Origin of the sequence: Pseudomonas sp. ArH3a, from assembly GCF_022648765.1 — a bacterium.
Classification (GTDB): domain Bacteria; phylum Pseudomonadota; class Gammaproteobacteria; order Pseudomonadales; family Pseudomonadaceae; genus Aquipseudomonas.
In genome coordinates, this window is sequence record NZ_CP080330.1 from 1,000,982 (window position 1) to 1,021,938 (window position 20,957).

At 62.0% G+C, this 20,957-nt stretch carries 22 protein-coding genes; 11 read left to right on the forward strand and 11 right to left on the reverse strand.

The annotated features are described in order from the left end of the window. Window positions 1-13: 13 nt before the first annotated feature. A complete protein-coding gene (locus K0P33_RS04335) occupies window positions 14-304 on the reverse strand; it encodes a hypothetical protein (RefSeq protein WP_094949809.1) in 291 nt (96 codons plus the stop codon). Window positions 305-509: 205 nt separating this feature from the next. On the opposite strand from K0P33_RS04335, the gene pbpC reads away from it, so the two are divergent. The 6 genes from pbpC to K0P33_RS04365 all read left to right on the forward strand — a co-directional run bounded on the left by pbpC (window position 510) and on the right by K0P33_RS04365 (window position 7,503). Further along, window positions 510-2,822 (forward strand): peptidoglycan glycosyltransferase PbpC, encoded by a 2,313-nt coding sequence (pbpC, locus tag K0P33_RS04340; protein ID WP_277933794.1) that lies wholly within the window; start codon window positions 510-512, stop codon window positions 2,820-2,822. A 210-nt stretch (window positions 2,823-3,032) separates the two neighbouring features. Further along, entirely contained in the window at window positions 3,033-3,341 is a 309-nt protein-coding gene (locus tag K0P33_RS04345; RefSeq protein WP_083355457.1) for a MazG-like family protein, read from the forward strand. Continuing rightward, window positions 3,334-4,083 (forward strand): methyltransferase, encoded by a 750-nt coding sequence (locus K0P33_RS04350; RefSeq protein ID WP_094949811.1) that lies wholly within the window; start codon window positions 3,334-3,336, stop codon window positions 4,081-4,083. Before K0P33_RS04345 ends, K0P33_RS04350 begins: the two co-directional genes overlap by 8 nt. 24 nt (window positions 4,084-4,107) lie before the next feature. Further along, entirely contained in the window at window positions 4,108-4,710 is a 603-nt protein-coding gene (locus K0P33_RS04355) for a DUF4136 domain-containing protein (RefSeq protein ID WP_242154193.1), read from the forward strand. A 44-nt stretch (window positions 4,711-4,754) separates the two neighbouring features. Beyond that, window positions 4,755-5,312: a DUF4136 domain-containing protein gene (locus K0P33_RS04360; protein ID WP_094949813.1), complete on the forward strand. Its 558-nt coding sequence runs from the start codon at window positions 4,755-4,757 to the stop codon at window positions 5,310-5,312. A 214-nt stretch (window positions 5,313-5,526) separates the two neighbouring features. Beyond that, complete coding sequence (locus K0P33_RS04365; RefSeq protein WP_242154195.1) at window positions 5,527-7,503, forward strand: pilus assembly protein TadG-related protein; 1,977 nt, start codon at window positions 5,527-5,529, stop codon at window positions 7,501-7,503. On the opposite strand, the gene K0P33_RS04370 is transcribed toward K0P33_RS04365, so the two are convergent. Both K0P33_RS04370 and K0P33_RS04375 read right to left on the reverse strand, forming a co-directional pair. Then, entirely contained in the window at window positions 7,500-10,232 is a 2,733-nt protein-coding gene (locus K0P33_RS04370; RefSeq protein ID WP_242154197.1) for an ATP-binding protein, read from the reverse strand. The two genes, K0P33_RS04365 and K0P33_RS04370, sit on opposite strands and share 4 nt — an antisense overlap. Beyond that, on the reverse strand, window positions 10,229-10,666 hold the full coding sequence (locus K0P33_RS04375; protein ID WP_242154200.1) for a TadE/TadG family type IV pilus assembly protein: 438 nt from the start codon (window positions 10,664-10,666) through the stop codon (window positions 10,229-10,231). The genes K0P33_RS04370 and K0P33_RS04375 overlap by 4 nt, the downstream gene beginning before the upstream one ends. Window positions 10,667-10,740: 74 nt before the next feature. On the opposite strand from K0P33_RS04375, the gene K0P33_RS04380 reads away from it, so the two are divergent. Together K0P33_RS04380 and K0P33_RS04385 are read left to right on the forward strand one after the other, a co-directional pair. Further along, complete coding sequence (locus tag K0P33_RS04380) at window positions 10,741-11,211, forward strand: prepilin peptidase (RefSeq protein WP_242155992.1); 471 nt, start codon at window positions 10,741-10,743, stop codon at window positions 11,209-11,211. Between the two features lie 127 nt (window positions 11,212-11,338). After that, the gene (locus K0P33_RS04385; RefSeq protein WP_094949818.1) at window positions 11,339-12,121 is read left to right on the forward strand and encodes a response regulator transcription factor; all 783 of its coding nucleotides are present in this window, start codon (window positions 11,339-11,341) and stop codon (window positions 12,119-12,121) included. A gap of 143 nt (window positions 12,122-12,264) precedes the next feature. Here the strand turns inward: K0P33_RS04385 and K0P33_RS04390 are convergent, their stop codons facing one another. The 8 genes from K0P33_RS04390 to cpaB are packed head-to-tail and all read right to left on the reverse strand — an operon-like array spanning window position 12,265 to window position 19,677. After that, a complete protein-coding gene (locus tag K0P33_RS04390) occupies window positions 12,265-12,534 on the reverse strand; it encodes a DUF3613 domain-containing protein (protein ID WP_242154202.1) in 270 nt (89 codons plus the stop codon). A 2-nt stretch (window positions 12,535-12,536) separates the two neighbouring features. Next, window positions 12,537-13,259, reverse strand: coding sequence for a tetratricopeptide repeat protein (locus tag K0P33_RS04395; RefSeq protein ID WP_242154204.1), 723 nt, complete (start codon window positions 13,257-13,259; stop codon window positions 12,537-12,539). Between the two features lie 10 nt (window positions 13,260-13,269). Further along, window positions 13,270-14,163: a type II secretion system F family protein gene (locus K0P33_RS04400; protein ID WP_242154206.1), complete on the reverse strand. Its 894-nt coding sequence runs from the start codon at window positions 14,161-14,163 to the stop codon at window positions 13,270-13,272. A gap of 1 nt (window position 14,164) precedes the next feature. Next, window positions 14,165-15,046, reverse strand: a complete 882-nt coding sequence (locus K0P33_RS04405) for a type II secretion system F family protein (RefSeq protein ID WP_094951743.1) — start codon at window positions 15,044-15,046, stop codon at window positions 14,165-14,167. Between the two features lie 13 nt (window positions 15,047-15,059). Then, entirely contained in the window at window positions 15,060-16,328 is a 1,269-nt protein-coding gene (locus K0P33_RS04410) for a CpaF family protein (RefSeq protein ID WP_094951744.1), read from the reverse strand. Further along, window positions 16,325-17,518, reverse strand: coding sequence for a pilus assembly protein (locus tag K0P33_RS04415; RefSeq protein ID WP_094951745.1), 1,194 nt, complete (start codon window positions 17,516-17,518; stop codon window positions 16,325-16,327). The genes K0P33_RS04410 and K0P33_RS04415 overlap by 4 nt, the downstream gene beginning before the upstream one ends. Beyond that, entirely contained in the window at window positions 17,515-18,735 is a 1,221-nt protein-coding gene (locus K0P33_RS04420; RefSeq protein ID WP_094951746.1) for a type II and III secretion system protein family protein, read from the reverse strand. The genes K0P33_RS04415 and K0P33_RS04420 overlap by 4 nt, the downstream gene beginning before the upstream one ends. 15 nt (window positions 18,736-18,750) lie before the next feature. Beyond that, window positions 18,751-19,677: a Flp pilus assembly protein CpaB gene (cpaB, locus tag K0P33_RS04425; RefSeq protein WP_094951747.1), complete on the reverse strand. Its 927-nt coding sequence runs from the start codon at window positions 19,675-19,677 to the stop codon at window positions 18,751-18,753. Window positions 19,678-20,007: 330 nt separating this feature from the next. Here cpaB and K0P33_RS04430 point away from each other — a divergent pair, with 330 nt between their 5' ends. The 3 genes from K0P33_RS04430 (at window position 20,008) to K0P33_RS04440 (ending at window position 20,935) form a co-directional block, all read left to right on the forward strand. After that, a complete protein-coding gene (locus K0P33_RS04430; RefSeq protein WP_094951748.1) occupies window positions 20,008-20,202 on the forward strand; it encodes a Flp family type IVb pilin in 195 nt (64 codons plus the stop codon). Between the two features lie 70 nt (window positions 20,203-20,272). Beyond that, window positions 20,273-20,467: a Flp family type IVb pilin gene (locus K0P33_RS04435; protein WP_094951749.1), complete on the forward strand. Its 195-nt coding sequence runs from the start codon at window positions 20,273-20,275 to the stop codon at window positions 20,465-20,467. A 60-nt stretch (window positions 20,468-20,527) separates the two neighbouring features. After that, window positions 20,528-20,935 carry a response regulator gene (locus K0P33_RS04440; protein WP_083355439.1) on the forward strand — a complete coding sequence of 136 codons (408 nt, stop codon included), beginning with the start codon at window positions 20,528-20,530 and terminating at the stop codon, window positions 20,933-20,935. Window positions 20,936-20,957 lie beyond the last annotated feature (22 nt).

The following is a 20,957-nucleotide window of genomic DNA, read 5'->3' on the forward strand; positions in this document are numbered from 1 at the left end:
GTGGGTTGTGAGGTTAGTGGACTACCCAGCTGAGTAGCCACAGGCCGAGCATTAGCCAGATGACGCCTGCGATGATCGAGGCGCGCATGAAGGCGCGTACGGCTGAGTACAGGAAGAGCAGGCCAACGATCAAGGTGATGATGCTGATGATCGAGGTGTCCATGCCCAGTGCGCGGGACATGCCTTCGACGAAGTTGCCGCCGGCGTTGGTGAGCATGTTGAACAGCCCGCTGAAGAACTCGACGATGTAGTGGATGATCAAGCCGATTGTGTTACCCAGCCATCCGAAAAAGTCTGCTTGCATAGGTGTGTCTCGATGAATAAGTGGACGAAATTGCCAACACTGAGCCTTTGGTCGCGATGGGTCGCGGCTAGTTCCATGAAGCATAGAGGTTTGCGGTGTTGAATTTGCGATTTGTTGTGGCCGTGGCGGGGCAGTTGTGAGTGAGTTGACTGATAGGCCGTCATCGCAGCGATGCGGCGACCCGACAAGCCAGCTCCCACATTTACTGCGCGTGGCCGTGGGTTTTGTGTTGTTGCTGATTGTGCTGTTGTGGCTGGCTGATCGGATTTGGCCGTTGCCGCTGCCCAAGGATGATTTGGCTCGGGTGGTGCTGGCTGAGGATGGCACGCCGTTGTGGCGCTTTGCTGATGCCAATGGTGTGTGGCGCTACCCGGTGCAGACGAGTGAGGTGTCGCCGTATTACCTGGATGCGCTGCTCACTTACGAGGATCGTTGGTTCTATGAGCACCCCGGCGTGAACCCGCTGGCGCTGGTGCGGGCGACGTGGCAGAACCTGACCGGCGCGCGCGTGGTGTCGGGCGGTAGCACCTTGTCGATGCAGGTGGCGCGGTTGCTCGACCCGCATTCGCGGACCTTTCACGGCAAGCTGCGTCAGCTGTGGCGCACCGCGCAGTTGGAATGGCATTTGTCCAAGGACGAGATTCTTAACCTGTACCTGAACCGCGCGCCGTTTGGTGGCACGTTGCAAGGCGTGGCGGCGGCCAGTTGGGCGTATTTGGGCAAGTCTCCAGCCCAACTGACCCACGCCGAAGCTGCGTTGCTCGCCGTGTTGCCCCAGGCGCCGAGCCGCCTGCGCCCGGATCGCCACCCGCAACGCGCCCAGCAGGCCCGCGACAAAGTGCTGCGCCGCCTTGCTGAATTTCAGGTGTGGCCGCAATCGGCCGTGGATGAAGCCCTGGAAGAACCGTTGCTGCTGGCCCCGCGCCTGGAACCGAGCCTGGCGCCCTTGCTCGCCCGCCGTCTGAACCGCCCCGACAGCCCGCCGCTGATCCGCACCACCCTGGATGCCACCCTGCAACGCCGTCTTGAAGACTTGCTGCTGGGCTGGCGCGCGCGGCTGCCGGAACACACCTCCGCTGCCATTCTGGTGGTGGAGGAAGAAACCATGGCCGTGCGCGCCTACCTCGGTTCGGTGGATATCAATGACGCCAAGCGCTTCGGCCATGTGGACATGATCAGTGCGCTGCGCTCGCCCGGCTCCACCTTGAAACCCTTTCTTTATGGCATGGCGCTGGACGATGGGTTGATCCACTCCGAGTCGCTGTTGCAGGACGTGCCTCGGCGCTATGGCGATTACCGGCCGGGCAACTTTTCGATGGGCTTCAGCGGCGCGGTGCCGGCGAGCACGGCGCTGTCCAGTTCGCTGAATCTGCCGGCGGTGCAGCTGCTGGAAGCCTACGGGCCGAAGCGGTTTGCCGCCGAGATGCGCATCGGCGGCGTGCCCTTGGCGCTGCCCGCGCTGGCCGAACCGAACCTGGCGCTGATTCTGGGCGGCGCGGGCAGCCGCCTGGAAGACTTGGTCAGCGGTTACAGCGCGTTTGCCCGCGACGGCAGGAGTGCTGCTATTCGATTACAGCCGGACGATACGCTTAAAGAACGGCCTTTACTGTCGCCAGGGTCCGCCTGGATTGTGCGGCGCATCCTCAGCGGGCAAGCGCGGCCCGACCGCGACCCGCGCGCCGAGCTGGTGCAGCGCCCGGTGCTGGCCTGGAAAACCGGCACCAGCTACGGCTTTCGCGATGCCTGGGCAATTGGCGTGGGGCCGCGCTACTTGATCGGCGTGTGGATCGGCCGACCTGACGGCACGCCGGTGCCGGGGCAGTTCGGCCTGGCCTCGGCAGCGCCGTTGATGTTGCAGGTGCACGACGTGCTGACCAACCGCGACAGCCAGCGCGGGATCAGCGCGCCCGTCAAACCGGTGCCCGCCAATGTCGGCGTGGCGGCGATCTGTTGGCCGCTGGGCCAGCCCATGAGCCGCAGCGACCCCAATTGCCGTCGTCAACGCTTTGCCTGGACGCTGGACAACACCACGCCACCGACCTTGCAGGCATTGGATCAGCCGTTAAGTGTGGGCTTGATGGAAAGCGTGTGGGTCAATGCCAAAGGCCTGCGGGTGGACGCGCATTGCCCTGGCGCCGTGTCAAAAAACATCGCCCTGTGGCCTGCACCGCTGGAGCCCTGGCTGCCAAGGGTGGAGCGCCGTGAAGCACGCATTCCGCCCGCCGACCCCGATTGCCCACCGCCGGCGCTGGCCGCCTCATCACCACTGTCCATCGTCGGCGTACGCGAAGGCGATCAACTGCGCCTGCCCGCCGCCAGCCAACAAACCCTGCGCCTGAAAATCTCCGCCCTCGGCGGCAGTGGCCGACGTTGGTGGTTCCTCAACGGCGCGCCACTGGGCGACAGCGCCAACCAGGACAGCATCAACGCCAGCTTCGAACAGCTCGGCCGCTACCAGCTCAGCGTCCTCGACGAAGCCGGCCAAACCGCCCGCCTCGAATTCAGCGTCGTCGACTAGCCAAGCATCGCCCCTGCCTGCGAACACATATCAAATGTGGGAGCTGGCTTGCCTGCGATAGCGCCCGTAGCAACTCCTCCCCAATTTGATCTGCACCGATTCAAAGGTGGGAAGGGGCTTGCTCCCGAAGGCGTCCTCAAACACACCACCGGGATTCACTTGCCTTCATCCCTGATCCCCCCGAAGCTATACACCTTCAGGAGCCCCCGCATGAACCTCGAACACCTCACCGAACGCCTGCACCGCATCCGCGATAACAACGACTGGAAGCAGTTCCACAGCCCGAAAAACCTGGCCATGGCTGCCAGCGTGGAAATGTCCGAGCTGGTGGAAATCTTCCAATGGCTGACCGAAGACCAATCGCGCCAGCTGCCCGCCGACACACTCGCCCACGCCGGGCAGGAAGTCGGCGATATCGTGTTGTACCTGCTGTTGCTGTGCAGTGAGCTGGGCCTGGACATGAACGAGGTGGTGCGCGCCAAACTGGCCGACAGCGAACGGCGGTTTGCCCATGAGTGACCGTCATTTTGACCAGTTGGCCACGCGCTTCGCTGAAAAAATCTACGGCGGTGCCAAAGGTGCAATCCGCCTGGCAGTGCTGCAGGCCGACCTCGCCGAAGCCCTGCCAGACCGCCCGTTGCGTGTGCTGGATATCGGCGCGGGCCTGGGGCATATGTCGCTGTGGCTGGCCGAACGCGGCCATCAGGTGACCCTGGCCGAGCCCGCCGAGCCAATGCTCGACGGCGCGCGCCAACGCTTCGCCGACGCCGGCCAGACCGCGACCTTTATCCATGCGCCCTGGCAAGAGCTGCTCGGCCAACTCACCGAACCTTACGACCTGGTGCTGTGCCACGCCGTGCTGGAATGGCTGGCCGAACCCCATGCGATCCTGCCGGTGCTGCACCAGCTCACGGTGCCCGGTGGCTGGCTGTCGCTGGCGTTCTATAACCGCGATGCGCTGATTTACCGCAACCTGCTCAAAGGCCACTTCCGCAAAATGCGCAAGAACGACATGGCCGGCGAGAAACAGAGCCTCACCCCGCAACAGCCGCTCGACCCACGTGAGTTGGCGGCGCAACTCGAGGGGCTTTGGCAGGTCGAAAGCCAAAGTGGCGTTCGGGTGTTCCACGACTATATGCCGGTGGAATTCCAGGCCCGCGTCGATTTACAGGATTTGTTGGAGATGGAACTTGCTCACCGTCGTCACCCAAGCTTTGCCGGACTTGGGCGTTATTTGCACTGGATCTGCCGTCCGGTTTAAGCGGCCCAGTCTGCGGAGGTCGAAATGCGTCGTCTCTGTTTGATCTTGTTTTCAGTAGGCTTGAGCGCCTGCTCCAGCCCCAATCCCTACGTGGCCGCCTCGGCCCCGATGCCGCCGGCTCCGGCCCAGGCGGCCAGCACCTTTGACGCCAGCGCCTACCCGGCGCCGGTGCGCGACTATGGCGCGTACCGCAGCTGGGGCTGGCTCAACGGCCAACTACCGCCGGGCACCGTCTGGGCCGACTCGGCGCAGATCGCCGAAGCGGTCAGCGGCGCCCTCGACCAGCGTGGCTTGCGCCCCTTGCATGACAACCGCCCACCCGACCTGCTGGTGAGTGCGGATGTGCGCCTGGAAAAGCGCCTGCGCCAAGTGCAGGAAGACTATCGCAACGGTTACGGCGGCTATAACCGCTATGGCAACGGCTACGGCATGTACAACACGGTGCCGGTGGTGCGCACCTATGAAGTGACGGTCGCGGTGGCGCGTATCAGCCTGTTCGACGCCCGCACCCGCCAGCCGGTCTGGAGTACCAGCGCCGAAACCGCCAGCCAGGGCAGCCTGAGCGAACGGGCCGATGCATTGCGCGCGGCGATGCAAAAAGCAATGAGCGCTTACCCACCCAGTTAGCCGCTATTCTCATCTCAGGCTGAATTGTCTTTTGGAGATAGACCATGTTTCGTCGCATTGCTGCACTTGCTGTTGTCGTGTTGCTGGGCGGTTGCCAGACCAACCAGGTCAACCACGATTTTGACGCCAGCCGCGACTTTGGCGCCTACCGCAACTGGGCCTGGAAAGACCCGGCGCTGCAATACCGCCCGGATGATCCACGCATCAAGAGTGACCTCACCGAGCAGCGCATCCGCCAGGCCGTGGGCGAACAACTTGACCAGCGCGGCCTGCGCCCTGCAGCGGCCGGCACCAAGGCCGACCTGAATGTGCAGGCCTACCTGATCGTCGAAGACCGCCAGCAACAAGTCACCACCAACTACGGCGGCGCCTGGGGTGGCCCCTGGAATGGCTATTGGGGCGGGCCGATGTACAACGAAACGCGCAACATCACCTACAAAGTGGCAACACTCCAGATTGACCTGCTGGACGGCAAAGACGGCAAGCTGGTATGGCGTGGCAGTGACGAGCAAATGATGGCCAGCAGCCCAAACCCACAAGACCGCAACAACGCCATCCGCACCACCGTCAGCAAAATCCTCTCCAACTACCCACCGCACTAACCCAAGTCCACTCCCAATCCCCACCCAAAAACCACTGTGGGAGGGGGCTTGCCCCCGATAGCGGAGTGTCAGTCAATTATGCTGTGACTGACCCACCGCCATCGCGGGCAAGCCCGCTCCCACATTTGATCTTCATCACCTTCAGCCCTTGTCTACACTCATCTACACCCCAGGAGAGTAAGCGCTCGGCAACTCGCCGGCACAGGAGTGCTCGATGTCTCCCCGATTTCAGTGCAAGCAGCGTGGCGCTATCGGCTTGATGGCCGTCGGCGTATTGGCGGTGGTCTTAGCCTTTACCTTATTGGTGATCGACAGCGGCCGCTTGTACCTGGAAAAGCGCAAGCTGCAAGGCGTGGCCGACACCGCGGCACTGGAAGCCGTCAGCCGCAACGGCACCTGCCTGACCGGCTTGAGCGCGGCGGCTTACGCGGGGCAAAGTGTGGCGCGCAACCATTTCGTGGTAGGTAACGGCAACACCCTGGTCACCACCTGTGGCACCGTCACCACTCCCGCCTCGGGCCGGCGCACCTTTAGCGCAAACCCTGCGGTCTCGACAGCCATCCAAGTGGTGGCCAGCAAAACCGTTACCACCAGCGTGGCCGGTGGCGTCTGGTCGTTGTTTTCCGGCAACTCGGTCAGCCTCAACACCGTATTGACGGCCACGGCAGTGGCGGCCAAACCCACGCCAACCTTGGCCCAGCTGACCATCAACAGCACCCTGGCCAGCGTCGACACCGCGAGTGCCAGCCTGTTGAACCCGCTGTTCAGCGGCTTGCTCGGCGGCAACCTCAACCTGGCGCTCGCCGGCTGGAATGGCCTGCTCAATACCAACATCAGCCTGCTCAGTTACCTCGACCAACTGGCGATTAACCTGGGCGTGACCGCCGGTAACTACACCCAACTGCTCAGCACCAACGTCACCGCCTCGCAATTGATCCAGGCCGCGATCACCGTGCTCACCGCCAACGGCGCAACAGCCGACGTATTAACCGCCTTGGGCAACCTGAAAATCGCCGCGATCAACCCGACCCCGCTGACCCTTGGGCAGATCCTGCAACTGCAAACCGGCACCACCGCTGCGGCGTTGAATGCCAACCTGCAGGTGTTCCAGCTGATTCAGGGTGTGGTGCAACTCTCCAACAGCCAGAGCGCGGCGGCAGCGACCTTGCCCGTGAGCCTGCTGGGCCTGGCCAATATCACCACCCAAGTGAAGGTGATCCAGCCGCCGCAGTTGTCGGCCATCGGCAATCCGGCGCTGGCTGTCGCCAACCCTACCGGGCCGAATGCGATTTACGTGCGTACCGCCCAGGTGCGCACCCAGGTGACGGTCAGCCTGCCGGTGTTGAGCAGCTTGTCGGGGCTGACGACGGCAGTGAATAACCTGGTGGGGCCGCTGACGCCGGTGATCAATGGGCTGCTGAGCTTAAACCTGGTAACCACGCTGAATTCGGCGTTATGCCTGCTGGGGGCCGGCTGCCAACAGTTGGATTTGTTGGCGCTACCGGGCAATCTGCCGCTCAATATTGTGCTGGATGCCGGGGGCGCCAGCAGCTACGTCAAGGCCTACAGCTGCCCGACCGGCAGCGCGGGCACCAAGAGCCTGACGGCGTACACCACGACCTCGTTGGCTTCGCTGAATGTGGGCAATATCACCAATGCGTTTTCCTCCACGTTGCCGATGACCGTGGCACCTTTGGCGCTGATCGATATCGGCACCAAGACCTGTCATCAGATCCTGGGGGTCGGCACCTGTGGCGCTCGCGTGCCGTTTACCGGCGGTGGCGTGGCGATCAAGGTGCAAAGCCCGATTGCGGCTAGCGATCAAACCCTGGTGTTTTCCAGCACCACGCCGTTCGCCACGCCGCCAAACGTGGGGCTCACACCGACCTATCAGGCCGCCACCCCGGCGACCAATGTGGTGAGCAGCCTGTCGACCACGCTCAATGGCGTAGGCATCACCGCTTACCAGCCGGTGGGCGGAAACCCATTGGGCGCGCTGGCTCCGACCGTCGTGTCGCTGCTCGGCAGCGTCAGCGCCATCGTCACGCCAGTGGTGGATAACCTGCTGGGCCCGCTGCTCAACCCGATCCTCAACAACCTGCTGAACATGCTCGGCGTCAGCCTGGCGAATGTGAATGTCGGCGCCAACCTGACCTGCGGCCAGACCGGCGAAGCCTACTTGGTGATCTAAGCGTCGATGGCCCTGGGCAGTTCCACACAAAACCGTGCGCCGTGTTCGCCGTTGCTGACACTGAGGCGCCCGCCCATGTTTTCCACAATGCCGTAGCTCACCGACAGGCCCAGCCCGGTGCCCACGCCAATCGGCTTGGTGGTGAAAAACGGTTCGAAGATGCGCTCCAGCAAGCGTGGGTCGATGCCGCCGCCGTTGTCCTCGACCCAGATGCGCACGTGACGGCTGTCGTGTTCGGTGTGTACGGCGATCCACGGGCGCAGCTCTGGGTTTTTTTCACGTTGGCCCAGCAGTGCGTCGCGGGCGTTGACCATCAGGTTGATCAACACTTGCTCAAGCTGGTCGACATAGCCTTTGACCTGCACGGGAATGTCCGCCTGGGTCAGGCGCACGTCCACGCCTTTACCGCGCAAGCCTTCGCTGAGCAACGACAAGGTGCCCTCGACCGCCTGCGCCGGGTCGAAAGGTTGCTGCTCGACCTCCGAGCGGCGGCCGAACACGCGCATATGGTCCACCACACGGGCCGCGCGTTGGACCTGGGCGTCGATGCGCTGGAGTTTCTCGGTCAGGTAATCGATCTGCGCATCACCGTTGCCCAGGCGCTTGAGCACATTGACGATGGCCATGCGCATCACGTTCAGCGGCTGGTTGATCTCGTGGGCCAGGCCCGTGGCCATTTCGCCGAGGGTGGCCATTTTTGCGCTTTGCGTCAGTTGTTGCTGGGAGCGGCGCACTTCAGTGTTGTCGCGGCCCACGGCCTGCACCTCGACCAACGCACCGTGCTCATCGAATACGCCACGGTCCGACCACACCCACCAGGCATGTTCGCGCCCAGGCAGTTGCAGGCTGATCTCGGCGGTGCTGACCGGAAACTCCGGCGTCAGTTGCCGGATGCGCTGCACAAACGCTTCGCGCTGTTCGGCTGACAGCCAGTCGCCCAGGTTCAGCCCGCGCAACTGTGCGGGCCGGCATTCGAGGTAGTTGGCCAACGGCGTGTTGCCGAACGTCAGGGTCAGGTCCGGGCGGTAGCGGCAGATCATCGCCGGGGAGTCTTCCACCAGGATGCGGTAGCGCTCTTCGCTGTCTTTGACCTGTTGTGCGGCCAGCGTCGCGTCGGTCACGTCCAGCCATAGGCCAATTGCTTCCACCGGCACACCGAGGTCGTCGCGCAGCAGTTTGGCTTCGTCGAGCAGCCAGTGGTAATCGCCCTGTTTGTCTTGCACACGGTAACGGCTGCGCACGCTGCCTTCGCGCAGCAGTTGGCGCGTGCGCTGGAAGTACAGGTCGCGGTCGTCGGGATGTACCCACTGCACCAGGCTGTCGTGGCTGCATTCGGCCAGGGTACGGCCCAGCAGCGGCAGCAGGCTGTCACTGAAAAACACCGGCAGCAAGGCGCCGTTTACGTAGCGTTGCACGTAGATGACCGCCGGTGAGCTGGCAATCAGGTTATCCAGGCGCGCGTGGGCGGCGTCGGCCTGTAGTTGCTGGTTTTTGATGTCGCTGATGTCGAGCATGAAGCCGACCCAGCGCCGTTGTTCACCGCTTTCTAGCACTTGGCCTTGTACGCGGTACCAGGTCGGCGGCTGGGCGCTGTCGCCACGGTTGAGGCGTACGCTGGCGAGCAGCGGTTTGCCGAGGGCTTGCAGGTCGCGTAGGCGGCTGTGCAGTTCCTGGCGGTCGGCGGGGTGGATGAGCGCCAGCCACGTGTCGAGGGCTTGCCGAGTGGGACCTTCCTCCGGGCCGAGGTTGCGCATCAGTTGCGGCGCCAGTTGGATCTCGCCGCTGGCGGGCAACAACTCAAACCAGCCGGTGCCCAGCAGGCCTTGCAGGGCTTCCAGGCGCTCCAGTTGTTGATGGTGGCGTTGTTCGCGCAGGCGGCTGAGCAGGGGCGCTGCGAGGGCGGCGGCGAGGTTCAGCCAGTCGCGCTCGCGGGTGTGTGGTTGGCCGTTATAGGCGCCGCACAATAGCCACGCCGCCACGCCTTGGCCGTCGCGATACGGCACCAGAAAACCGTCGGCATTGCCGAACACACTGTGCAAACGCGGATGCTCTCCGCGTCCATAAGGCGCTTGCAGGCTCAGCGCGGTGGTGCCGTTGAGGCTGTCCAGGCAGGTGCCGAGGCGCTGCCCGGTGTGCCAGAACAGCGGCGCGTCGTGGTTGGCGTACTGGCTGTAGATCACCCAGGCCTGGTCCTCTTGATCAAGCAACGCAAGGGCCACACACGGGATGCGCCAGCGCTGCGCCACGCTGCACAGCTGTTCGTTGAACACCTCGGGCAGTCGGCTGAGGCTGCACACGCGCAGGTGTTCACTCACCAGGCTGACCAATTGCTGATTCTGTTCACGCTGCTCGGCCAGGTGCCGGCCGCTGAGCAAGTCGCCGATGTCCACGGCATGCAGCAGCCAGCCGTTATCCTCCGCCTCAAGGGTGCCGCGGGTGTGCAGGATTTGCCCGGCGGTGCCTTGGAAATCCAGGTCCAGGCTGTGGCGCTGCCAATCGGCCGGCACGCCTTCAACCGTCACCGCGCTGTGCGCGCACAGCAGGTCTTGCAGGGGCGCCGAATCAGCGTATTGCGCCAGTTGTGGGCGTAGCCTGCCGCTGATGTCGAGCACGCGGCCTTGCGCGTCCAAGTGCACGTGCAGCCCGGCGCAAGGCGCTGCCGGCCTGTCGATGGCCAGCGCGCTGCTTCTGCCGAGCAGGCGCCCGAAGAGTTTGTCCCCCGAGGTCAAAACTGCAGGCTCGAGGTGGCCTGCAGTGTCGCCGGCAGCTGCGGCACGGTGCCGATGCCGGGCAGCACAATAAGCGGCATCACCGCCTGGAGATTGGCCGTGGGGTAGGTGATCTGTACTGACAGCAGGCCACCGACGAAGGTGGTGCTGACTTGGCTGGCGTTGAAGTTGTACGCCGGGGGAATCCACACCAAGCGGTTGGTGACGGCGGCTTTGGCGGTGCTTTGCACGGCGGCTGTATAGCCGGCCATGTTTGGGTCCAGCGCTACACTCAGGCGCACGGCTTCAGCCGTCGCCTGGTTGAACGACTGCAACAGCAGCAACGGCAGGCTATAACTGACCATGCCGTAGAACACCGCGAAAAAAATCACGAACACGGCAATGAACTCGAGGGCTGCCGCGCCTTTTTGCTTATTCGGGAGGCTTGTTTTCATCACCGCGTTTACCCTGACAGCTACTACTTAATATCAGCATAGAATCAATCAGCAAAAAGGGATGTTTTTTAGTGATCCATGGCGCAGTGGTGTTGGTGTGGTTAGGGCTGTGTGCGGTGCAGGACGTTCGGCAGCGGCTGCTCGCCAATCGCCTGACACTGGGCGCGGCCCTGTTGGCGTTGATCTACCTGTTCTGGACCGGCACCACGTGGCTCGGTGCGCCGGCCGGGCAGGGGTTGCTAGCGTTTTTACTGGCGCTGCTGCTGACTTTGCCCGGTTACGCCCTTGGCCGCCTGGGTGCAGGCGATGTGAAGCTGCTCGCGGCGTTGGCGTTGGCCTCGGATGTCGAGTACTTACTGGGGTCGTTTGTAGGGGCTGCGATCGCCAATGTGCTCTGGCTCATCATCGCGCCAAAGCTTTGGCCGCATATGAATCAAGGCCTTAGAGAGCACATGGTGTATCTGGCGCCGGGAGAGTCAAAAAAGATGCCATTTGCTCCGTTTTTGCTGGTAGGTTTCGCCCTTGCTTGGCGTTGGATCCACTAGTCGTATGAGTGTATTAACGCTATGTACATAGTCATAAAGTACGTCTACGTTTAATAAACGGATGTACAGGAAATATGTGTCGTAAAGGGATGGTCAATCTTTTGGCTTGCAATGCATGGAGTAGCGCGTGAACAAGCTTATCTCTGCGGTAAAAGTGCTCGTTGTCGATGATCAACCACTGATCGTAGAAGAGCTCTGTGAATTTCTTGAAAGCAGCGGTTTCCGCTGTGTCCCCTGTGAATCCAGCCAACAGGCCCTGAAGCGCTTCAGCGAAGAACCCGAGATCGGCCTGGTGCTGTGCGACCTGCACATGCCGGACATGGATGGCATTGAGTTGGTGCAGGCCCTGCAAAAGGTCGCCGGTAAGCAGCGGGTCTTTGAGGCGATCATGTTGACCGGCCGCGCCGACAAGCAGGACGTGATCAAGGCCCTGCGCGCCGGGATCGCCGACTACTACCAGAAACCCATCAACCTCGACGAGTTGCTCGAAGGCTTGCTGCGCCAGGAAGCTGCGTTGCAAGAACGCAAAAAGGATCTGCAACTGGGCGACCTGAACCAGAAGCTGCAATTTCTTTCCGAGTCCATCAACGACCTGTACCAGGACCTCGACAAAGTGCGCAGCAGTCGGCCAGGCCTGGACGGCGAAGAAGTGTCGGCCGAGGAGGCCGGGCCGGTTGAAATTCCGGCGATCTTCAACCAGCTTTCCCCGCGCCAATTGGATGTCGCACGGCTGGTGGGGAAGGGGCAGACCAACTATCAGATCGCCTGCGAATTGGGCATCACAGAAAACACCGTGAAGCTGTACGTGTCCCAAGTGCTGCGCCTGACGCACATGCACAACCGTACGCAACTGGCGTTGGCGTTGTCGCCGAACAACTCGGTGATGCGTCAGCGCGTGACGGCGCACTGATCTGTCTGTTTGGATGCAGTCAAACATGTGGGAGCGGGCTTGCTCGCGATAGCGGTGTATCAGTCACAGATGTATTGGCTGACACTCCGTCATCGCGGGCAAGCCCGCTCCCACATTTTGATAGAGACCTGGCGGGTATTTTCTTAATTACTCCCTCCAGTTTTCCCCCCCACCTTCTGCTCAAAATACTCCGGAATCGGGTACTTGTAGCTTTCCAACAACCGCTGATGAGCTTTGTCGCGTTCGGCCGCTGAGGCCTTCTGTGGGGTCTTAGACGCGGCGCTGCCGGTGGACTGCAGCGTCAGCCATTGTTCGGTCTGCGCCTGCTGCGGTGACGAGGGGCCGGGTTCGATGGCCATGACGCCCATGGGCAGCGCCAGCATGGCCAGGCTTGCGAGATAAGGCATTTTCATCATCAATTCCTCGGGTTGCTTGCGGCATCACTGACCGTGGCGATCTGGTCTTTGGCTTTGGTGGCGGCTGCACTTGAGCCTTTGAGTTTCTCGGCCCGCGCCTGGGCTTCGGTGACTTGCTCAGGGCTCAGGCCCATCTGGCTGACCAGTTGTGCGGCTTGTTTCCAGTTGTCCTGATAGATCAACAGCGTCACCAGGTTGACTGCCGCCAGCGGGTCGCTCTGCTTGAGCTCCATGGCGGTCATGAACTCGAAACGCGCGTCTTCCAGGCGCAGTTGGTTGAGGTACACCACGCCCAGGTCATTGCGGATTTTCTCATCGGTGGGTGCCAGCCGCGCCGCGCGTTGCAAGTGGGCCACGGCTTGCGCGTTATCGCCCTTGGCCGAGGCGATTTGCCCCAGGCCGTGCTCACCTTCGGCGGCCATGCAGGTGCCGAGCAGGCTGCGGAACAACGGCTCGGCTTCACTGCGCCCGAGCAGGCGATAAGCCTTGGCCTGCCGCAGGCGCACCTGGGGCAAATTGGCCGGCAAGCTTTGCAGGTTGGCGAGGCTGGCGTGCAGCTTGCCGTCGCCGGCCATTTCATCGGCCAGGTTCAACGCCAGCTCCTGGTCGGAGCTGGGTTTGGCGCAACTGCCGGTGCCCGTCAACGCGCCCCACGGGGTTTGGCCGTTGGTGGCGCAACCGCCCAGCAGCAACAGGCTAAAACCGGCTATCAAGGCTTTCATCGGGCGCTCCTCATAAGTTACTCAAGGCCCGGGTGATGCCGATAAAGGCAGGCCCCCCGAGCACGATCAGCAAGGCTGGAAACAAAAACACCATCATCACCACCGACATTTTTGCCGACATCTTCGACACGAATTCCTGGATCCGCGTGAGGCGTCGGTCGTCGAGCAATTGCTTGAGCGACAGCAGCGATTTCATCGCGCCGCCGCCTTGCTGTACCAACTGCTGGAGGATGGTGCAGGTGTCGGTGAACTCATCCACGGCCAACAGCCTGGCGGTCTTGCCCATTTCCTCGCTCAGCTCCAGGCCGGAGTCGACGCGGGTCAGGATCAGGCGCAGTTCATGAGTCAGCGCCGGCAGCAGGCGCTGCGCTTCAATGCTCAGCACGCGCAGCGCTTGTTCGACCGCCATGCCGGACTCGAACAGAATGCGCAGCAGCGGAATGAAGGTCGATACCTCGTGGGAGATGCGTTGCTGGCGAGCCTTGGCGGCCCTGGCGAGGATGCGCTTGGGCAACAGATAGCCGATGCCCAGGGCCAGCAAAGGCGCCAGCCACGGCGAGCCTACGTTAGGAAACAGGAACTCTTGGGCCGCTAAGGTAATGACCAACAGCAACAACGGCGTGCCGACCTGGAAGGCGGCGAACATCGAGCGCTGGTTGGCTTTGCGCCAGCCGACCCGGTTGAGCAGGATTTGGGTTTCGTTGTCCAGGCTCACCGAGCGTTGCGCGAGTGGGCTGCTGCCCAGTTGCCGCATCAGCGTGCCGAATGTGTGTTCGCGCGCCATCTGCCCCTGCAAGCGTTGGGCAACCAGGCGCTGGCCGCGCCGGTGCTTCATCAGGTTGGCCAGCACCAACCCCAGGGCGGCGATGAACAGTACAGCGCTGATCAGCAGTGCAATCGCCATCTCATACGCTCCGCAACATGCGCCACAAGGTGAAGCAGCCCAACAGCTGCATCACCAGCGCTACGAACAACAGGATGCGCCCGGTGCCGTCGTTCCACATGGTCATCAGGTACGCGGGGTTCACGGCCAGGAAGTAGCCGATCATCGAGATCGGCAGGGCGGTGAGCACATAGGCGGTCACCCGGGTTTCGCCGGTCAAGGCACGCAGTTGGCGGGCGGCTTGCTCGCGCTCGCGGATCATCTTGATCAGGTTTTCCAGCAGTTCGCTGGCGTTGCCGCCGTAGCGGTGGTTGACCTTCAAGCCCAGGGCGAACAGGCGAAACTCGTCACGCTCATAGAACTCGGCAAAGTCGTGGGCCGACTCCGGCAGGCTCACGCCCAACTGCACGTTACGGCGGATACGGCCCATGGCTTGTTGCAGCGGGTCTTCGGTGATCTCGATGCCGCCCAGCACCGCGTCAGCCAGCGTGCGCCCGGCCTTGAGGCTGCGCACGGTGTGGTCGAGCAATTGCGGCAGTTGTTCGATCATGCGCTTGATGCGCCGTTGATAGCGCCAGGCGATGTATAGGCGCAGCACCAAGGGCGGCAATACCAGCATCACCAGCAGGCCAATCCAACTGGCAACCAGCAACCCCAGCACCGCGCCGAGGGCCCAGGCTGCAAGCCATAGGCCGAGGTGATCACTGGGTTTGCCCAGGCCTGCGCGCAGGAACATGCGTTCCATGCCGCTCCACTGGCTGTTCGCCTCGACGAGCTGCGGCTGGCCTTCGGCAAGGCGGCCTAGCACACGCTCGGTCTGGGCGCGGCGCAAACCGTTCTGGAAGGAGCGAATCGACAGGCCGATCAGGATCAGGCAGATGAGCAGCAGGATAGCCCCGGTCATGCTTGCGTCTCCTTCAAGGCAGTAACGGTTCGCGGCGCAGTTTTTCACCGGCCGGGTTGACCGCCTCGCGCAGAAAGCCGAAGCCGGTACGCCGGTCGTGTCGGAACAGGGTGTTGGTCACGTACACGTCTTCACGGATGCCTACCACCTCGACCACTTCGCTCACGCAGCGACGGCCGTCCGGCAGGCGGGTCAGTTGAATCACCACGTCCAGCGCCGCGCAGATCATTTGCCGCAAGGTTTTTTCCGCCACCACGCGGCCGGTCAAGCCCACCAGGGTTTCCAGGCGCAGCAGCGCATCGGCGGCGTTGTTGGCGTGCACGGTACTCATGGAGCCGTCGTGGCCGGTGTTCATTGCGGTGAGCACATCGAGTACTTCCACGCCTCGGATCTCGCCGAGAATGATGCGGTCCGGGCGCATCCGCAGGGCGTTGCGGATCAGGTCGCTGGCCTTGACCTCACCATGGCCCTCGGCATTCGGCGGGCGGGTTTCCAGGCGCACGACGTGAGGGTGGCCCAGTTGCAGTTCGGCCACGTCTTCGATGGTCACCAGACGCTCATGCGGGTTGATCAATTGGCTGAGGATATTCAGCAGCGTGGTTTTACCGGTGCCGGTGCCGCCGCTGATGAGGATGTTGCAACGCTTGCCCACCGCTTCCTGGAAGAAATCGAAGATGTTCTGGTCGATGGTCTGCATCGCCACCAGGTCGCTGCTTTTGAGCATGTCCTTGCGAAACTTTCGGATCGACAGGCATGGCCCATCCAAAGCAATTGGCGGAATGATCGCGTTGACCCGGCTGCCATCCGGCAGGCGCGCATCGACCATCGGCGACGACTCGTCCAGGCGCCGGCCCAGCGGCGCCAGAATGCGTTGCATCACGCGCTCCACGTGGTGAGCATCGATAAAACGCAGGTCACTTTGGTGCAGAAGACCATCACGTTCGATAAACACCCGGTGCGGGCCGTTGACCAGAATCTCCGTCACCGACGGGTCGCGCAGCAGCACTTCCAGCGGGCCGAAACCGGTCAGCTCGTCGACGATTTCTTCGGCCAGGCGCTCCATCTCGTAACGGGAAATCGCCAGGTGCATGCGGTTGATGTATTCGGCGACTTTGTCGATGACAAATTGCGCCAGCAGCGGGCGCGAACCTTCCAGCAAGTTCTTTCCCGACTCTTCGATGGCATCGATGATGTAGCGATGCAGCACCAGCTTCAGCCCATCGTGGTCGGTGTTACCACCGACACTGCGCGCGGGTGCGCCAAAGAGTTTTTCGCCGTTCATTTGCCGCTTCCCAGCAGGCGTTCAAACCAGGTGTGAGAAGGTTTTTTCATGCCTTCCGAGCGTTTTGCCAGGCGTTCGCCCAGGGTTTTCATGCCTTGCGTGAGAGCTTCCCGCGGGGCCAGGCTGAACAAGGTCTGCCCTTGGTTTTTTGCATTCAGGCGCACCTCCGGGCTCAACGGCAACACGGCAATCACCTCCAGCCCAAAGCTCTTGCCCAAGGCCTCGGCGTCGGGCGCGCAGCCTTTGATGTAGCGATCGACCAACAGCTTGGCGTGCTCCAGCTTCATGCCTTTTTCGCGCCACTGGTTCAGCACCGCGAGGTTGCGGCGGCAGTCCAGCACGCTTTGATCGGTGCACCACAGCAGCTTGTCGCAATGGCTGACAAAGGTGCGCAGCGCTTCGCTGTCCGGCTGGCCGGCGAGGTTCACCACGATGTGCTGGAAGTGCTGGCGCAAGGCGCTGAGCAGCATGTACAGCTCGGCGGCGCTGGTCTGCTCCAAGGGCTCATCGCTGGAAGCGTAGGCGAGGATGCGCAGGCCATCCTCGGCAGAGGTAAAGGCACTGTTGATCAGGGTCGCGTCGAGCCGGCGCAGGTGACGCAGGGCATCACCGAAATTGAATGAGCTTTCAAGCCCCAGCAGTGCCAGGCTGTCACCCCTTGGCAGGCCCAGGTCCAGCAGCAGGGTTTGCTGGCCGCTTTTTTGTACGACCAGCGCCAGGTGGCTGGCGAGCAGTGCGCCGTCGGCATTGCTTTGAGTGCCGAACAGCACGGTGAGGCCGCCGAGCTGGGTGTTGGTGGTCACCGGCGGCAGGCGTTTGCTCAGGCGGCGCACCAGCCCGGCCACTTCGCTGGAGCGCGAGCCGTAGGCGACAAAATCCCGCGCCCCGGCGCGCATTGCATTGAGTACCAGCTGGTTGTCCATGCCGTCACCGAGGGCGACGATGGCCAGCATCGGCTTGGCTTCCAGCGCGCCTTCGATCAACGCGCTTTGGGCCACCACATGCTCGCGGTCGAGGCCGACAAACACTAGGGTGGCGAAGGTCACATCGACCAACGCCAGCAACTCATCCAGCGTGCCGCTGCCGGCGCTGACGACTTGGCCAAGCGGTGCCAGCGCGCCCTGTAGCCACTCAAGGTCAGTGGTATTACGGGTGATTGCCAGGTAGGTCTGGCTCAGGCTATCGCTCATTGGGATAACCCGTTGTTGCGGTCGAAATTGCCGTTTTCCAGGAAGTACAGGCGGTACCAATTCGGGTCATAGTTGCGCAGGTTCTCGCCGGGCAACGACGGCAGCTGGGCGTTGGCGGCCAGCGGCTGCACCAGGTGCGGCGTGACGATCATCAACAGTTCTTTGTCTTGGCGGTTGACCGAGGAATCGCGAAAGAACGCGCCCAGGATCGGGATGTCCCCCAGGCCTGGAAACTTGCTGATGCTGGTGGTGTTGTTGCTGCTGATCAGGCCGCTGATCACAAAGCTTTCGCCATCGGCCAGGGACACGCTGGTGTCAGTGCGGCGGATGGTCAGGGCCGGCACCTGGATGTTTTGAATCACCACGGCGTTGGTGTAGTCCAGCTCACTGACTTCCGGTGCCACCTTGAGGGAGATGCGATTGCGGTCGATCACGGTGGGGGTCAGGGTCAGGCGAATGCCGAACTCTTTGTACTCGATGGAAATAGTGTCACTGCCGCTGCTGGGCACCGGGATCGGTATCTCGCCACCGGCCAGGAAGGTCGCGCTTTGCCCGCTCATGGCGACCAGGCTTGGACGCGCCAGGGTGTAGGCAAAACCGCTGCTTTCCAGGGCGTTGATCATCGCGGAAACACGTCCGCCGCCGAAGCCGATATTGAACTGCTCAGCGCTCACCGGCAGCTTGAAGGTGCTGGGTGTGGGGAACAACAGGTTGGGGCTGCCAAGGAAAAAGTTCTTACCCATGCCGAGGATTTTGGTGCTGGCTTCCTTCAGCTTGGTGCGGCTGACCTCGACAAAGCGGATGTCGGTCTGCACCTGGCTGGGCAGTGAAGGGTCATCCGCTGGCGCCAAGGACAGGCTGGTCAGGGCTGACGTGGCCTTGCCCTTGACGAACACCATGCTCTGGCGCGGCGTGGTGGAGCAGGCAGTCCAGACCATCAGGCTTGTCGTACCGGAAGCGATGCCGGTCAGCAGGAAGCCGCGGTCGCCATTGAGGTGGACGTCGGCGATTTTTGGGTCGCCGATTGCCAGTCGCGTGATCGCTACCGGCGATTGCAGCTCCTGTTGCAGGCCTTCGCCTACCGAGAGCGCTGCGGGCAATTGGCCCAAGCTGGCGCAGTTGCCGGTGGCGGCCACGGCCAGGCCCACGGGCAGGTTCGACAGCAGCAGGGCACAGGCAATTTTCAGCGTGAACACCGGTGCGAAACGTCGGCTCATGCACAGCATCCTTGTTCAGTCGGGCGTTTGTTGGGTGGCTTGGTTGCCGCGTATCACCTCGACACCGGCGCGGCGCGGCGCGCTCTGGGCGAGCTTTTTCGGGGCTTGGGCGAAGGCCAGCTGGGTGAACTGGTAGAGGTCGCGGTTGGCGCTTTGCAGCTTGCCCTGCGTATCGCGTTCGCCTGCCCAATAGTGGCTCAACAGGCGTTCGTCGCTGCTGCGCACCGCCAGGCGCAAAGTACCGGCCTGGGAGGCGAGCATCAGCCGGCTCAGCAGTTGTTCGGGCACCGCCAGTACCACGGTGCGCGAGGGCGCGCGGCGTTGGGCTTTTTCTTCAGCGGTCATCGCGGGAGGGGAGGCGGGGGTGCCGTCGTTGGTCAGGCCCATTTGATCGCCGACACTGAGCAGGCGCATGGCGGGGACGACCACTTGGGCGGATTGTTCGAGGTTGGCGGTGTCCTGGCGCAGGTACAAAAGCACGTCCACATAATCGCCGGGGCTCAACTGCCCGGCCGCGCCGATCACTTCATCCACGGCCACGGCCAGGGCGCGCTCGTCTGGGCGAATCATGCGCGCCAGGGGGCCACCGGGGGTGAAGCTTTCTTCGTTCAGCCAGGTGCCGGCTTGCAGGGCGCGCCACGGTGTACGGCCGATGGCCTGGTCGACACTGGTCATGCTGCCGGCCGGCACGGTGCGTAATTTTTCGACGCTAAGGTCAGCAGCATTCAGCGCAACAAACGGCGGCACATCGTGAGCCAGCACCACCACGGGTTGGCGGGTTTGGTCTTCCACCACGGCGACGGCTTTTTCGACAGGAGCAGCCTGTGGCGGCGGTGGCGGCGCCGGAGCAGGTTCACGGCTGAGGACAAGCCCCCAATAACCGGCAAACAGCGCACCGATCAACAGCACACCAGCCAGAATCATGCTCAGACGCGTGTTCATGACGGCTCTCCTTTTCCTGTTGCACTACAACCCGTCTTCCGAACAGGCCAATTACGCAACCCGGCTGCTATGAACAGTGGACTAACTATTTCGCTATTTGAAGGTAGTTCAGCTAGGACGAAATGCCATTACTGACAGAAAAATTTCTTCGTGAAGCCCCAAGTACCCTCTGAAATCACGGATCTGAGGCACTGGAAATGCACCCACTACTTTGTGATTAATCCGTTCTTACAGTTGTGAGTGTGGGGTTTGTTGGCAATGCTCAAGTGGCACATCGCAATTACTGTGCAGCACCGAGCTAGGGCGCCTGGCCGCCCAGGGAGCAGTACGATGATTCTTGATTTCCTGATTAGACTTCACGTCCAACTTCAATTGCTTTTCCAGCGCAAAGAAGGCGCGACAGCCATTGAATATCTCATTCTCGTGGCAATTGTAGCGTTGGTGATACTGGCAGCTGGCACTACCTTAAAACCACAGATCACCGCCTTCTTCACAAAAATCACCACCGCCGTTACGCCACCGTAAATTCGCAGGGCATTCGACGACTGTGCAGTACCTTGTTGATCAGGCGCTGAGGCGCCAGAGGAGCCGTATTATGATCCTTGATATGTTGATGAGATGTTGCGTTCAACTTCAGTTGCTCTTTCGTCGTAAAGACGGTGCAACGGCGATTGAGTACCTCATTCTGGTGGCCATTGTAGCGCTGGTGATACTGGCAGCAGGCACTACGCTGTCGCCTCAGATCAGCGCGTTGTTTACAAAAATCACGACAGCCATTACGCCAACGTGACCTTGTAGACGGCATTCTGTGAGTACTTTTGTTATTGATTAGCAACGCCAGGTAGTACCCATGAATGCTGCAGCTGCACCTTTTCGCCAACAAATTCTGTTGGTGGACGACGAAGAAGATGCCCTCGTAGAACTGGCGGAGTCGCTGGAGAACGAGGGCTTCGTTTGTTTTACCGCCACCTCCGTCACCTACGCGTTGCAGGAACTGACCCTGAACCCCGACATCGCATTGGTCATCACCGACCTGCGTATGCCCGAGGAAAGTGGTATCTCGCTGATCAAGCGCCTGCGCGAACACACCGATCGCCAACACTTGCCGGTGATCGTGATGTCGGGTCATGCCGAGATGGATGACGTCAGCGACATGCTACGCCTGCAGGTGCTGGACCTGTTTCGCAAGCCCATCTATCTGGTGCGGTTAATCGACACCCTCAACAGCCTGTTCCCCCTGGCCAAACATAGATTTTAGGCGCGAGCTTTCTGTGGCAAGC